Origin of the sequence: Rummeliibacillus sp. POC4 (assembly GCF_003576525.1) — a bacterium.
Classification (GTDB): Bacteria; Bacillota; Bacilli; order Bacillales_A; family Planococcaceae; genus Rummeliibacillus.
In genome coordinates this window covers 1-14,484 of sequence record NZ_QWUA01000046.1, presented here as the reverse complement: position 1 = coordinate 14,484, position 14,484 = coordinate 1, and the positions used below count along the sequence as shown (strand labels likewise).

The window sequence follows — 14,484 nt, the reverse complement described above, 5'->3', positions numbered from 1 at the left end:
GCAAGAAACTAAACTTCAGAAAATCGAACTCTTGTTCGTATTTCTGAAGCTACCTTGAAAGGATATCAAAAGCAGTGGTTAGCTTTTGATTTACACACTCCTTTCTGGCATGTAGAGTTGGTGGTTGCGTAGTAGCACATCCACCAGACGCACTAGTTTTCTCGCAGTTAAGACAAGGGCTCTTTTATGTTTGTATTTTGGAACTTCATCATATTTCTTTAAATAATACGAACGGTAAGTAGCTTCACGAAGTTGTACAGAGTTGGCAGCTTCAACCATGTAATAACGAAGATACTGGTTTCCCGTTCGTGTCATGGGTGTTCGTTCCGATTCAAAATTTCCAGATTGCGATTTTTTCCAGTAAAGACCGGTATATTTGGCTAATTGGGCTTCATTTTTAAAGCGTTCTATTTGTCCAATTTCCGCGATGATTCCTGCAGCGTATACGATGCCAATGCCTGGAACACTTGTTAAACATTTTGCTTCTGGAATAGCTTCGAATAAGGCGGCAATGCTTTTTTCTAACTCTTTGATTTGCTTTTTCAAGGTTTGAATCAATCGCACATAAGTGGCTAATACAACGTCTACAGAGTCTTGAACAACCTTACCTAGCCGGTAAGAATCACGTATGGCTTTCTTAATGGTTTTCGCTAATTGTTCTGGGTCACTAAAGCGGCCTTTCCCCTTTTTCTGAAGAAGGGTAGCGAGTGATTCCAGTTCCATTTCTACGATTTCGTCCAACGAAAGGGAGTCTGAAAGTATTTCCATCATCGTTGCACCAAAAACAGACGTATTTAACTCTTTCGATAGTGTATTACATTTGTAGTAAAGGTTTTCCAGAAAGTGTTGTTTACATTCTGTTAGTTGGTGAACGAGTTGATATCTGGAGCGTGTTAAACGTTGAAGGGCAACATATTTTTCCTCTTTGATAAGAGACTTATTATAACGCCCAATGCGTAAAAAATCCGCAATTCGAAAAGCATCTATTCTATCGGTCTTATCTTCTTCAAACAATCTTTTATACCGATGGATGGCCTTTGGATTTTGCACGACCACTTCAACATTTAAGTTCTTCAGTTCCTTATCTTCCGTTAGAAACATGGCAGGGTGAAAACTGTAGATGGAAGTAGACTCCATGCCAACGACAATTTTTTCATAATGGTACAACTGCTGAAAATGGAGAACATTTTCCTGAATGGCACTGGCCCCATTCACATCATTTGAAAGACAGATTTCTTTCAAAACGGTGTCATTACTATCAAGAAAACATACATCTAGTTTTTCGGAGCTTACATCAATACCTACGAATAGTTTCATGGAAAGGACCTCCTTTCTTTAGATGATATTTAGAAATAGCTTGGATACTGTGGGATTTCCCTAGAGTCCAAAACATACCACAACCTCGTGTATGAGTATTCAATGAAGACCTTCACCTAAGCTGCCCGCCCACTACTCTGAGAGGTAAGTGAAGGAAATCGATACAGCTTGTGCGTATGCAGTGCAGTATTGGGTCTGGGTCACAGTCTTTAAACGTAGTTAAACTACAGGAGCGAAAAGCATATTCCCGATGGATCCATTTCCATAAATCCATTATCTAAGGAAATCCCCCAGTATCCAAGACGAAAGTTTTCCATCTATCATTTTGGGATATAGCCTTGAAGATAAAAACTATTCAATTTTCAAGGAACAGTTATTAACTTAAAATTTATTATACGAGGAGCGATATTATTGGATATTTTAGCATATACAATGGAGGAAATCTTAGATCCGACTCATATAATTGAAGGTCAGCGTTATGAATTTGTTTTGGATATTAATGTTGATGATGAGGATGAACTTTATACAGAAGGTGGCCTTGAAATCCGCGTTATTATTGCCAAAAAAGATGAAGAAATTTCATTAGCTAATTACTTTATCACAGCTAAAGCAGATGAAAAACTATTAGACTTTGCATTGGAAGACGATGAAGAAGAATTGATTTTAAACTTTTGTAAAGATCGTATTGCAGCCGGAGAATAAAAATCAAACGGCTATATGCTTTAGTGAATAGACATTCGGGAATACTCAAGTGTAGGATTTCTGGATGTCTATTTCCGTTCAAATGTTTGTTAAGGGAGATGTAAGAAATGGATACGTATATCCAACCAATTTATGCAGCAATCATTGTGTTTGTTTTGTTGGCAGTTGTCATTTGGATTCCGTGGCTTATTTATACATATCGAAAATATGGATTTATGCCATTATCTACGACAATCATTTCATTTTCATTTGTTTTCTATTTTTTATCAGCCTTATTTCTCGTTCTTTTACCATTGCCAGCAATTCGTGATACTTGTTCGATGCAAGAGCCAGGAACACAACATTATTCATTCGTCCCATTTCGTTTTGTATCGGAAATTTTCGACAGTGGTAATATCGTTTGGTCTAAACCCGGGACGTACATGAACTTATTTACACAATCCGCTTTTTATCAAGCATTTTTCAACTTTTTGTTGTTAATGCCATTAGGCGTTTATTTGCGCTATTTTTTAAAGGAAAAGAAAAAATGGGGGAAAGCGTTAGGGATTACATTCCTTGTAACATTATTTTATGAAATAACACAGGTAACCGGCATTTATGGTTATTATAATTGTGCTTATAGAATTTTTGATGTGGACGATTTAATACTAAATACATTAGGTGGGATTGTTGGCTTTTTCATTGCTCCTGCAGTGTTAGCATTTTTCCCGTCAAAAGAAAGAATACATGAAAAAGCAGATCGCTTATTAAAATTAGATGAAGTCAAACCGATGGCTGTATTACTAGCAATGATTGTTGATTTGTTTGTCTCAGACTTATTGGCACAAACATTCTTGGATATTACGAGTACAAATGATATCAATGAATTTCTTATTCGGTCTGTCTCTTACTTTTTCTTCTTCTTTGTTATACCAATGATATGGAATGGTCGAACGATAGGAACATATATACTGCGTTTCCGATATGATAGTAAAATTAGTAAGATGACTACAATAAGCCGTCTTTTTAAACGATTTGCTGCAATATATGTGACATTTTTTGTAACATTCGTGGTGAATGTCTTAAATCAATCACAAATCTCAATGGCATCACCTTATTATCATGTATCGGTATTCCTTCCACTAGGGATAAACTTATTGTATTTCATCTTAACGATTGTTCTATTTATCCATATAATGTTGGTTGTATTCGGAAAAGGAAAACGTCGATTTTATTTTGATGAGGCATCTGACTTGTACACGACCAGAAAAAATTAGTTCGATAGTTCTTACAAATATTGTATTTTGTATTAGTTGGTGCTACTATAAAAGCAGTTCTTTTTAAAGGAGGAATCTAAATGTCTGCATTATTTTGTAATGCATACTCTAATGCACGAAACTTCATGGTCAAGGAAATCTCCATCGAAGTTTTATAGAATATTCATGTTGGATCATTTCTTTAGGCCATAAAACCAAAAACAAAAAGCCTAAAAAATTGGAGTGATTTCAATGGAAAAACAAACAATTCAACCTTTCTTATCCGTAGCAAATTATCATTTAATCGAACAACAGATGAATAAGCTTCTAAATGCTTATAATACAACAAAGGATCGCAATGTATTACTTGCTGTTAAAGGGCTTGTTGAAACAGAAATTGAAAAAAATATTCAACCATCCGATGTTCAATTAACTGTAATTGAGCAATTATATAAGATGACAGATCGAACACAAGCTGAATTATATTTGGAGAGCTTAAAACCTTTTGTCATACCTTTTAAAAAAGTAACGACCAGTAATTTAAAGAGTCTTTTTAAAAAGGAAAAGAAATTAAAATTACCCAACATAGAATCTATTGATTTTCGTCATATATGTTATTTTACGTGGCACGATGCCAGCACACATCGAAAATATATCGTTGTTGAACAACAAGGCAAGCTAAAGGCTATTAAAGGCCAGGTAGAAGCAAATACGATTAAAGGAATTTGTGCAATATGTCATCATCATTCCGATGTTAGTTTGTTCACAACAACGAAAAAGGGGAAAGCTATCGATACGTTTAAAAAGCATAGTAATTATATTTGTTCGGACAGTGAAAGTTGTAATCGGAATATTGCCGATTATACAAGAGTCAATGACTTTTTTGAGCGAGTAACAGAGTGATATGCTTTAGCGTTTTAGAACAAGTAAAATTAGTATTAATAAGCGCTTGATCTCCGAAAATAAAAAAACAGGGCCCATGAAATGTTTTTCATGGGCCCTGTTCTTTTTATTTAGAATTATGTTAGGTTTTTGAAAAAGGAAAAGGCGGTTCCTATTATAGCTCCTAGGTAGATTAGACATAAATCATGAAGTTTTTAACTCTAATCTTCTTGCTACAATGGATAGAACGTAATTGACAACCCAGTACATTAATGCTGCAAGTATGAAAATAGGAATGATAAAGTTGACATTTTGTGCATTAATCACTTGTGCATTATGCATCAGTTCCGGTAGAGCGATAACCACTGCTAATGATGTATCTTTTAATAGTGATATAAATTGACTGACAATTGGTGGGACCATTCTTCGTAATGCTTGCGGTAAAACAATATGCCATAATGTTTGAACATAAGTCAAACCCGAAGAACGTCCAGCTTCAATTTGCCCTTTATCAATAGAGTTCAAGCCACTACGAATAATTTCTGAAATCATTGCAGCCTCAAAAATTGTTAGTGCCACAATAGCAGCCATTTCAATACTCATCTCAATACCGATTTCCGGTAAAGCAAAAAAGGTAAAGAAGATAATTAAAAGTAGCGGCAAGTTTCGAATTACTTCAACGATGACAGCGAACACTTGAGAAACCACAGGTATTTTCGTATAGCGAATCACACCAACAATTGCTGCAATAACAAAACTAGCAATAATTGATATAACAGCAATTTTTAAAGTAATTAGAAAACCATCGAACAAGAACTTTAAATGATCTGGAGTATAAGCACCAGTAAAATCCATAGACTCGCCCTCCTTTAATTGCTCTTTGCAAGGCGTTTTTCTAAATAGTTAACACCAGTGCTAAGAGGTATAGTTAGAACTAGATAAAATAATGCAACGAAAATGTAAACATCGAACGTAACAAAAGTTCTAGTAGAGATTAAATCAGCTTGATACATTAAATCCCCGGCAGCTAGAATTGTTAAAATAGATGAGTTTTTAACAAGATTGATAAATTGGTTACCAAGAGGTGGAATAACAATTTTAATCGCTTGTGGTAAAACAACAAGATTCATCGTTTGAATATATGTTAAACCTGAGGATCTAGCTGCCTCTGTTTGCCCTTTAGGTACAGATAAAATACCAGCTCGGACAGCTTCTGCTATAAAAGCAGATGTGTAAATAATAAGTGCTAACGTTCCCGCTTTAAAACCATCTAATTGTATACCAATTGTAGGTAGGGCCGTAAATAAGAAAAATGCAATAATTAATAACGGAATATTACGGAAAAACTCAACATAAATCGTTCCAATCCAATTTAAAGGTTTAAAAGGCGCGATTCGAAAGACAGCTAAGATCGTTCCAAATACAAAACTTCCAATAAGGCCAATTACACTTATATAAATCGTGTTTATAAAGCCTTCTATGTACATATCCCAATTTTCGGTCAAAATTGAAAAGTCGAGCATTCTGGTCACTCCTTACTCAATACGTGTAGTTTAAATTCTAAGCAGTAATACCAAGAAGGAACGGGCAGTAACAACCTAATATCTAATTACATCCATTAGAATAGGTGACTGCCCGTTAAAATTTTCATGGCCATATTTATGCGTCTTTTATAGAGCCATTAGTAAAGATTCTTTAATAAGTAAAACTTTATGAATGAATAGGATTAGTTACTTGTTTTAATCCACTTTTTATAAAGTTCATCGTATTTACCGTTACTTTGTAACTCTTTTAATGCATCATTAATCGCTTTAACTAACTCTGGGCTATCTTTTTTCACAGCAATACCATAAGGTTCATCCGTGAAGATGTCCCCAACCACTTGATAGTTCGGATCTTCGTCTACCATACCGTAAAGAATGGCGTTATCTGTTGTTAACGTATCACCTTGTTTCGCTTTTAAAGCGGTAAAAGCTTCAGCATAGTTTTCAAATTCTAAAACTGTTGCATCGGGTGCTTTTTCGCGAATATTAACAGCTGAAGTCGAACCCTTTACAGCAAGAACCTTTGTCCCTTTTTTAATATCTTTAATACTTTTAATTGGACTCCCTTTTTTAACAAGTAGAGCTTGACCCGCTTTGAAATAGACATCAGAAAAGTCTACTTCTTGTTTACGCTCTTCAGTTATTGTCATCGTAGCAACAATAGCGTCAATATCGCCTTTTTGTAACATAGGTATACGCGTCTTTGAAGTTACTTCTTTAAACTCCGCTTTGGATTCATCACCTAAAATAATCTTTGTGATTTCTTTAGCGATATCAATATCGAATCCTTCAATATTACCAGTTTTAGGATCCTTTAAACCAAATAAGCGGGTATCATTCTTTACACCAAATACAATTTTATCTTTTTCTTTAATGGCTTCTAGTGAATTTTTACTTTCTTTTGAACCACTACCACTGCCTGATTCAGAATCATCCTTAGTACCACAAGCTGCTAACATAAGAACTGAAAGCATTGCTAAAAGTAACACTGTTAATAAACTTTTTTTCTTTTTGAACATCCATTTCTCCCCCTCAATTTACATTAATGATTTAAAATCCGACTAAGGAATAACTTAGCGCGTTCTTCCTTTGGTTCTTGGTAGAACGTTGTCGGATTTGCATCCTCAAGTATTTGACCCTTATCGACAAAAATAATGCGATCGGCCACTTCTTTTGCAAAGCCCATTTCGTGTGTGACAACAACCATTGTCATGCCTTCTTTCGCTAAATGTTTCATAACATCTAGAACTTCCCCAATCATCTCTGGGTCGAGTGCAGATGTAGGTTCATCAAAAAGCATAATTTCTGGATGCATCGCAAGTCCTCGGGCAATAGCGACACGTTGTTGCTGACCACCTGAAAGTTGTGATGGATAAGCATCTGCTTTTTCTGGGATTCCTACTTTTTCTAAATAGGCTAATGCTGTTTTTTTTGCTTCTTCTTTTGATTGGCCAAGTGCCTTAACAGGTGCCAACATAATATTTTCTAGTACCGTTTTATGTGGATAAAGGTAAAAGTGTTGAAATACCATACCAATTTTACGACGTAGTTTGTTAATATCTGTTTTTTTATCGTGTAATTCGACACCATTAATCGTTAATGACCCATCAGAGATTGTTTCTAAACGATTCATACAACGAAGAAGTGTACTTTTACCAGAACCAGATGGTCCAATGATGACTACAACCTCACCTTTGTTAATAGTGAGATTAATATCTTTTAATACTTGGAAATCTCCGTAATACTTATTCACATTTTTAAACTCAATCATGGTGAATCCCCCTAACAAACGAAGACAGAATATTTCGATATTTTTTGGTAGTTCACGAACATATTACGAAAGTCCATCCACCTTTTACAGTATTTGTGTTTCTATAATCATAGCGTATTGTATATTTATAGCGCAAGGAAATTATATAAAAATATTTAAAAAATTGATATATTTTACTTTTTAGTAAAATGTGTAGTTTGGAGAATTATTGATAAATTAAGTGATTTATAGCAATTTTTAGAATAGATAAGAAGATATAAAATGTTTACGTAAAAGTACTATTAGCAAATTAGTGTATAACTATTAAAACTTAGAAAGATGATTTTTTCTTTTTTAGCAAATATAGAGGTGAATGTGTGTATAAATATACACTTGAACGAATATAATCAGCTTTAGAGATGTAAATATTTTTGAAGTGTAAGAGAAAGAGGGAATGATCCTGTGCATAACTAAAATAATCTTGTGAATAAAATCTAGTCCATACCTTGAAATTTGACTTTACAGTGAGGAAGAGAGAAATATTCTGTCAAGAAGTTATACTTTATACACAGATGACTAAAAACTTATGCACAAACTGTTCGTAACAAGTGATTAAAAATAAGTTAATCACTTGTTATCCACAATTTTTGAGGAGCTCTATACATTATCGAATTCTATATTGTGAATAATCTAACCGATAAATGAATAAGCTGAAAGTGTTTGATTTCTGAATCTTTTTTTCATGGGAGACGTAGATTTAGGTAAGAAACAATTATGAGGAGGAAAGTTTTATGTTAAAAAAATTAGCATCTGATGCCTTAGGATTATCTGATATTGGAATCGTCGTACCGAAAGAGGAATTTGATAAAACTGAATCTGATGATTTTGTTATGCATGAATCAGGAGAAGTTGTTTACTTCTTGATCAAAACAAAGTCAGATGAATATTGCTTTACAAACCAAGCACTCATCCATGTTGATGGAGATTCCGCTCTTAGTAAAAAACGTCTATTAAAACGTTATGATTATGAGCATAGTACAATTTCTGATGTAATGTTAGAAACGGCAGGTACTATAGATCTTGATATTGAAATTAAGTTCACCATTGATAACATACCTATGTCAATTGATATTCATAAAAAGTTTGATACCGAAATAAAAGATCTATATAAAGCATTGCATGCAATTTCAGTAGAGATGCTTCATAATAAGAAAAACCTTGAAATAGCGCAAAATAGCTTAAGTTACGCTGCGCAATCTATTGGAAAAATAGAAGCTAAAGATGTGACACCTGCACAATCTTTTGAACAGATTACAAAATTCGCAAACGATTGGGTTTTAAAAAACAAAGAACAATATTTGAGAAAAGATTATAGTGATGTATTTGAATTATATATTAATGAATAGCAGAAGAGATTGCCTTACCCGTAGAAAGTATTTGCCGCAGTAAGGACCAGTTAAAAAAACAAAGCATCAAAAATTTTACGATTATAAAATTTTTGATGCTTTTTATTTGCCAAAAAAGTTTTTTCTATAGCACTCAATATCTTTCTATAAAAAAAGAGCCTTCAGCTACCTGCTGAAGACCCAAAATTAGGTTTATACTCACACGAAGTTCGATATTTTATCTTTAAATAAAATACCGAACTTTTAGGATTCTAACATACTATTAAATAACGTTCAAGCTTTTTAATAATATTGACAAAACTTTAGGGGAAATTAACATTTAACCCATTGGATTTCAATTTACCTGGTGGTTTCACTCTTTGGTTTTTCATAACTAAATACAGCTACAATGATATAAAGCATTAAGAAAAGAATGATAGATCCACTCCAAGTAACATTAATTCGATTAAAGCCTGCAACAATAAATTTTTTGAAAATCATAACACTTACTGCGTATTGAGCAATAGAACTAATCGTATCGATAAATTTGGTTAATTTCAAATTAAAACTTGCGATGATAAAAAGACAAACGAAATCTAATAAAACAATCATAGAAAAAATTAATAATATAAACCAACCAAAATAGAAAAAGTTTTGATAGCCTTTTTCAAAGATTTCGATATTAGCTAGATTAAACTTAGCCATTATAGTATACAAGCCATAAAATCCGAAGTAAGGAACAGTTATAGCCAAAGTAAGGATAATACTAATAAGTGCTATAAGCAGTAGCAAAGCTGGCCATCCGGAAACGTGAACTTTAATTTTTTTATTTCTAAACATGGAAACTCCTTCTTCACCTATATGATAGGTTTCAATTTGTTCTTAATTAAGTAAAAGCCCAATATATCACATTATAGAACAGAAGAGACAACATTGCACCTGACAGTGTAACTCTATAGATTAACTGAAAATCTACATTTACTGTTACAAAAATTTAATAGGTTTGTAAGATAACCATTTTCATACTACATGTTACTATAAAAATATCAAAAAATTTCTCGAAAAATGTTGGAAATACACATAAAAAATAGTAATCAGGATCAGGTGAAGTTATGCGGAAATATCTGAAATGGTGGCTTCTTTGTATGTTAGCAGTGAGCATTGTAATGTTTAATGCACATGATACTTCAGCCTCAGAAATTAAGTATAAAGATGTAATGGTCGTATATAGTAATGATGCAGGAAAAGAACAGATTATGAAACTAGCATCATCTATTGAAAATCATTTTGAACAATTGAAAGTTGTGCAGGGGAATTTTACCTCAGATACTCTTATACGTTTAAAACAGTCCAAAGGTATTCAGGTGATTGAAAAAAATCCAACCACTTTAAAGACACAAGGTACAGCTTTAAGCAGTATTAAACCATTAGTCAATTTGCGTATGATGGGAATTCAAAATGCATGGAAACAAAATGTCACAGGAGAAGGTATAAGAGTAGCAATTTTTGATACAGGTGTTGCAGATATTCCTGCATTGGCAAACGTCAAAAAATACTCATTTGTTGAAGATGACGATTCGACCCAAGAAGACGAAAGCCTACCGACGGATTTTGATGGGCACGGTACTGCTGTAGCAGGTCTAATTGGGGGTCAAGTTAGTAAGCGTTTAGTTGATGGTTACTTGGTTGGTGTGGCACCAGATGTAGATATGTATAGTGTGAAGGTCTTTGATAATGATGGTGCTAAAATGGAGACAATTCTCAAGGCTGTTGAATGGGCTATTGAAAATCATATTGATATGATCAATATGTCCCTTGGTACTCCAAAGGATGACCAAATTTTGTATCAAGCTATAAAAAGAGCATATGAATCAGGCATTACGATGGTAGCTGCAGCTGGAAATGAAGGTAATCTTCAGCCAGTACAATACCCAGCAAATTATAAAGAAGTGATTGCGGTATCTTCGATAGATAGTAATAGAAGTATTTGGCGTAAATCTAATACTGGAAATCAGGTAGAATATACTGCACCTGGAGTTGATATAAATGTACTTACTCCAAATGACTCCATTGTGAAAATGACAGGTACTTCTATGGCTGCTCCACATGTTACTGGTATGATCGCGTTGCTTAAACAAAAATACCCAACATATACAACTAGTGAGTTGAGATCCGTTCTTAGAAATTATGCAATTGACTTGGGAGATACAGGAAGGGATTCTCTATATGGATATGGTTTACTAAACACAACTATTAAGAGCCCAAGTAATGTTAGTAAACTATCTGCATCAAGTATTAAAAAAACTTCAGCAATATTGCATTATGAAATGGCTAAAAATACAATAGTTCCAGTGAAAAAATATAGAGTAGAGGTAACTGGAAAGAAAGCAGTCACAACAACAAATAACAACTATACATTAAAAGGATTAAAACAAGGTACTACCTATAAAGCAAAAGTAACAACCATTAGTCCTCTTGGAAAAGAATCCACTGGAAAAACAGTATCATTTACAACAGTAAAGGAATCGGCATCTAAAATTTATGTAAGCAAAAATAAAACGAAGATTAATAATATCATCAAAAAGATTCGGTCAGGGAAAAAACTCAATTTTAAAAAAGAATTTTTGCCAGCATACGTAGTTTATAATGATTTAACGGCTTCACAAAAAAAGTATGTGAAAAAATACCGCTATAAACTTAACTTAACTGCAATTTCTACAACCAATAAGTCAAAATACGTAAAAGCAACAAATCTATCGAATATGAAAAAGAAGAAATATACGACGATTACCTTTAAAACAGCTATTAAATCTTCATCACTGAAGGTAAGTCATATTTATATCAATCATTCAGGAAATAGTATAGCCAGCTTCAAACTATCGAAAAGTAAAAACGGCAAAACGATTAAACTATCGACTAAAAAAAATCTAGCAACAGGTAAATATGTAATACTTATTAATCGAAAAGGTTTAAAGACATTAAAGGGGAGAACATTTAAAAACTCAGTTGCAGTGAAATTTACTGTGAAGTAAATCAATGTGAGATATACATATTTAAGTTAAGAGAATAGTAGCTTATAGAGAATTAGACCATCTACCATGCATTTAATTGCTTAGTAGGTGGTTTTTTTAAGACATTATGTATTCAATATAATTTTATTATTTAATTTTCTAATTATTTTTAAAAATAGTGTTCCAAATTCGTTGGAATGTGTTAACCTATATTTAAAATAAGTTAACAAAAGGGTGAGGTAAATGACAACAAATATTTCTAGAACAAAGAGCAAGCTCTCAACATTAGATATTGTCTATTGTGGATTGTTTGCCACTTTAATGATGATAGGGGCAAATATTACTTCTTTTGCACCGTTTTTAGTTGTTGGTGGGGTGCCAATTACTCTTCAACCATTATTTGCAATATTAGCAGGTCTTGTTTTAGGTAGTCGCTTAGGTGCTATATCAATAACGGTATATACATTACTCGGTTTAGTGGGAGCACCTGTTTTTGCAAAATTTAGCGGTGGTTTTTCTTCTATATTAAGCCCTACTTTCGGATTTATTATTACATTTATATTATCAGCATATGTTGCCGGAAAAATGGTAGATGTTCGTCGTACAAAATCTATGTATATTGCAGCAGCTCTTGTAGGTATTGCAATTAATTATTTGCTAGGAACAAATTGGATGTATTATGCATATAAACTTTGGGCATCTGCTCCAGAAGGATTTACCTACAAGATGGCATGGTTATGGATGGTTCCGCCATTTCCAAAAGACATTATATTAGCTGTATTAGCGGGTATATTTGGATTCCGCTTACAAAAAATCATAAAGGTAGGTCATTAAAATGGATTATGCTAAATTAGCTGAGAAAGTAATTGATGGTTATAAAATAAATGACCAAGAAGCAATGGCTATATTAGAGAGCCCAGATATTGAATTATTAAAGATTCTTGACGCATCCTATCAAATTAGACATCATTATTTTGGTAATAAGGTAAAGCTTAATATGATTATCAATACAAAATCAGGATTATGCCCTGAAAACTGTGGATACTGTTCACAATCTATCGTTTCCAAAGCACCTATTGAAAAATACCCCATGATGAAACAAGCTGAAATTGTTGCTGGTGCAGATCGTGCAGCGGCGTTAAATGTAGGCACATATTGTATTGTTGCAAGTGGTAGAGGACCTGTGAACAGAGAAATTGATATTGTTGTAGATTCTGTAAAAGCGATTAAAGAAAAGCATCAAGATATGACTATATGTGCATGTCTAGGAATTTTAAAGCCAGAGCAGGCAGAAAAACTAAAAGCAGCCGGTGTAGATCGCTACAATCACAATATCAATACTTCGGCTAGAAATCACTCTAATATTACAACATCACATACGTATGATGATCGCGTTCAAACAGTTGAACGTGCGAAAGCAGCTGGCATTTCGCCATGCTCTGGCGTAATCGTTGGCATGAAGGAAACAAAACAAGATGTTATTGATATGGCAAGAAGTTTACATGTGTTAGACGCAGATTCTATCCCAGTCAATTTTTTAAATGCAATTGATGGTACACCGCTTGAAGGTACGCATGAACTAAACCCTAGGCATTGTTTAAAAGTACTAGCACTTTTCAGATTTATAAATCCTACAAAAGAGATAAGAGTATCAGGTGGTCGAGAAGTCAACTTAGGATCACTTCAACCGTTAAGTTTATATCCAGCAAATTCTATTTTCTTAGGTGATTATCTTACAACTGATGGACAACCAGGGGATGCAGATAAGAAGATGCTTGAAGAAATGGGTTTTGAAATTGATTTAAATCCCCTTAAAGTATAAAAGGGGAGAGGATTGCAATCATTAGACCAAAGGAATTGTTTTTTTAGATGATAAGATTTTTTGAAGAAATTAGTATATAAATACGCATTTGAAAGTCCATCACTTTGTTATGAAAATTTGAATTTGATTCAAAGGGAAGAATATATTACTTATATAAAGAAGAAAGTCACTATTAATGCAAAAAGCAAAAATAGTGACTTTTTAGTAGATTGAAATAGTTAAATATGGGAGTTAATGGGATTTAAATGCCCGTGTACGTTAAGATGAAGCATCTGAAATCCTGACAATAGTAATAGATGCAGAAACGGAATCCCTGCAAGAAATAATTGTTTCTTCATCCTTGCTTTTTAGCTTTAATTTTAAGCTAGAGTTAGCAGGTATATTCACAATGACGGACATTGTAAAACCATCATCTTGAGAAAACAGAGTGGAAGGAGTGAGCTCTTGACCATTTAATTCTAATACAAAAGCACTTGTACCTTTAAAATTAACAAAAGCGTTTATGAGGTAGAATCCTGGTGTAGTGACCTTGATACTAGTAGGGTGATTAGAATTTATGTTAATGCCTGAAGAACCAAGGATACTTTTCCACCTAACATATGGGCAATTCTTTGATAAGATTTGTTTCTTATTTCGTCGAATATAAGCAAATGGAGAGTTTGACGAAGAACCAGTAGCGCCAGTAGCACCGTTACGCCCGGTAGCACCAGTAGCACCAGTAGCGCCAGTAGCACCGTTACGCCCGGTAGCACCAGTAGCACCAGTAGCACCAGTAGCGCCAGTAGCACCAGTACCCCCTGTACCACCAGTTACACCAGTACCGCCAGTACCTCCAG

Annotated in this window: 13 protein-coding genes and 1 pseudogene; 7 read left to right on the top strand and 7 right to left on the bottom strand. The window is 33.8% G+C overall.

From position 1 onward, the window contains the following. Positions 1–90: 90 nt before the first annotated feature. A complete protein-coding gene (locus D1606_RS12145; protein ID WP_119416279.1) occupies positions 91–1,317 on the bottom strand; it encodes an IS110 family RNA-guided transposase in 1,227 nt (408 codons plus the stop codon). 411 nt (positions 1,318–1,728) lie between these two features. Between D1606_RS12145 and D1606_RS12140 the strand changes: the two genes are divergently transcribed. The 3 genes from D1606_RS12140 (at position 1,729) to D1606_RS12130 (ending at position 4,157) form a co-directional block, all read left to right on the top strand. Further along, positions 1,729–2,019: a DUF6509 family protein gene (locus D1606_RS12140; protein WP_119416278.1), complete on the top strand. Its 291-nt coding sequence runs from the start codon at positions 1,729–1,731 to the stop codon at positions 2,017–2,019. 107 nt (positions 2,020–2,126) lie between these two features. Beyond that, the gene (locus D1606_RS12135; protein WP_119416277.1) at positions 2,127–3,275 is read left to right on the top strand and encodes a VanZ family protein; all 1,149 of its coding nucleotides are present in this window, start codon (positions 2,127–2,129) and stop codon (positions 3,273–3,275) included. Positions 3,276–3,506: 231 nt separating this feature from the next. Further along, a complete protein-coding gene (locus D1606_RS12130; RefSeq protein ID WP_119416276.1) occupies positions 3,507–4,157 on the top strand; it encodes a FusB/FusC family EF-G-binding protein in 651 nt (216 codons plus the stop codon). A 183-nt stretch (positions 4,158–4,340) separates the two neighbouring features. On the opposite strand, the gene D1606_RS12125 is transcribed toward D1606_RS12130, so the two are convergent. From D1606_RS12125 to D1606_RS12110, 4 genes are all read right to left on the bottom strand, one after another. Further along, positions 4,341–4,991, bottom strand: a complete 651-nt coding sequence (locus tag D1606_RS12125; RefSeq protein ID WP_119416275.1) for an amino acid ABC transporter permease — start codon at positions 4,989–4,991, stop codon at positions 4,341–4,343. Positions 4,992–5,005: 14 nt separating this feature from the next. Next, positions 5,006–5,659: an amino acid ABC transporter permease gene (locus D1606_RS12120; RefSeq protein ID WP_119416274.1), complete on the bottom strand. Its 654-nt coding sequence runs from the start codon at positions 5,657–5,659 to the stop codon at positions 5,006–5,008. A gap of 203 nt (positions 5,660–5,862) precedes the next feature. Next, positions 5,863–6,654, bottom strand: coding sequence for a transporter substrate-binding domain-containing protein (locus D1606_RS12115; protein ID WP_369973802.1), 792 nt, complete (start codon positions 6,652–6,654; stop codon positions 5,863–5,865). A gap of 68 nt (positions 6,655–6,722) precedes the next feature. Further along, positions 6,723–7,451, bottom strand: coding sequence for an amino acid ABC transporter ATP-binding protein (locus D1606_RS12110; RefSeq protein ID WP_119416272.1), 729 nt, complete (start codon positions 7,449–7,451; stop codon positions 6,723–6,725). Between the two features lie 770 nt (positions 7,452–8,221). Here D1606_RS12110 and D1606_RS12105 point away from each other — a divergent pair. After that, positions 8,222–8,836: a PH domain-containing protein gene (locus D1606_RS12105; protein WP_119416271.1), complete on the top strand. Its 615-nt coding sequence runs from the start codon at positions 8,222–8,224 to the stop codon at positions 8,834–8,836. A gap of 339 nt (positions 8,837–9,175) precedes the next feature. On the opposite strand, the gene D1606_RS12100 is transcribed toward D1606_RS12105, so the two are convergent. Further along, positions 9,176–9,655: a hypothetical protein gene (locus D1606_RS12100; RefSeq protein WP_119416270.1), complete on the bottom strand. Its 480-nt coding sequence runs from the start codon at positions 9,653–9,655 to the stop codon at positions 9,176–9,178. 305 nt (positions 9,656–9,960) lie between these two features. Between D1606_RS12100 and D1606_RS12095 the strand changes: the two genes are divergently transcribed. The 3 genes from D1606_RS12095 (at position 9,961) to bioB (ending at position 13,648) form a co-directional block, all read left to right on the top strand. Next, a complete protein-coding gene (locus D1606_RS12095) occupies positions 9,961–11,847 on the top strand; it encodes a S8 family peptidase (protein ID WP_158582374.1) in 1,887 nt (628 codons plus the stop codon). 222 nt (positions 11,848–12,069) lie between these two features. Next, the gene (locus D1606_RS12090; protein ID WP_119416268.1) at positions 12,070–12,660 is read left to right on the top strand and encodes a biotin transporter BioY; all 591 of its coding nucleotides are present in this window, start codon (positions 12,070–12,072) and stop codon (positions 12,658–12,660) included. A 1-nt stretch (position 12,661) separates the two neighbouring features. Next, a complete protein-coding gene (gene bioB / locus D1606_RS12085) occupies positions 12,662–13,648 on the top strand; it encodes a biotin synthase BioB (RefSeq protein ID WP_119416267.1) in 987 nt (328 codons plus the stop codon). A 258-nt stretch (positions 13,649–13,906) separates the two neighbouring features. Here bioB and D1606_RS12080 read toward each other — a convergent pair. Continuing rightward, a pseudogene (locus D1606_RS12080) lies at positions 13,907–14,484 on the bottom strand (hypothetical protein); the annotation flags it as partial.

Bases quoted from the DNA above. Each gene is read 5' to 3' on its own strand.
- D1606_RS12100 (WP_119416270.1), bottom strand. From the start codon at position 9,655: ATGTTTAGAAATAAAAAAATTAAAGTTCACGTTTCCGGATGGCCAGCT.
- D1606_RS12125 (WP_119416275.1), bottom strand. From the start codon at position 4,991: ATGGATTTTACTGGTGCTTATACTCCAGATCATTTAAAGTTCTTGTTC.
- D1606_RS12105 (WP_119416271.1), top strand. From the start codon at position 8,222: ATGTTAAAAAAATTAGCATCTGATGCCTTAGGATTATCTGATATTGGA.
- D1606_RS12090 (WP_119416268.1), top strand. From the start codon at position 12,070: ATGACAACAAATATTTCTAGAACAAAGAGCAAGCTCTCAACATTAGAT.
- bioB (WP_119416267.1), top strand. From the start codon at position 12,662: ATGGATTATGCTAAATTAGCTGAGAAAGTAATTGATGGTTATAAAATA.
- D1606_RS12110 (WP_119416272.1), bottom strand. From the start codon at position 7,451: ATGATTGAGTTTAAAAATGTGAATAAGTATTACGGAGATTTCCAAGTA.
- D1606_RS12095 (WP_158582374.1), top strand. From the start codon at position 9,961: ATGTTAGCAGTGAGCATTGTAATGTTTAATGCACATGATACTTCAGCC.
- D1606_RS12115 (WP_369973802.1), bottom strand. From the start codon at position 6,654: ATGCTTTCAGTTCTTATGTTAGCAGCTTGTGGTACTAAGGATGATTCT.
- D1606_RS12120 (WP_119416274.1), bottom strand. From the start codon at position 5,659: ATGCTCGACTTTTCAATTTTGACCGAAAATTGGGATATGTACATAGAA.
- D1606_RS12130 (WP_119416276.1), top strand. From the start codon at position 3,507: ATGGAAAAACAAACAATTCAACCTTTCTTATCCGTAGCAAATTATCAT.
- D1606_RS12135 (WP_119416277.1), top strand. From the start codon at position 2,127: ATGGATACGTATATCCAACCAATTTATGCAGCAATCATTGTGTTTGTT.
- D1606_RS12145 (WP_119416279.1), bottom strand. From the start codon at position 1,317: ATGAAACTATTCGTAGGTATTGATGTAAGCTCCGAAAAACTAGATGTA.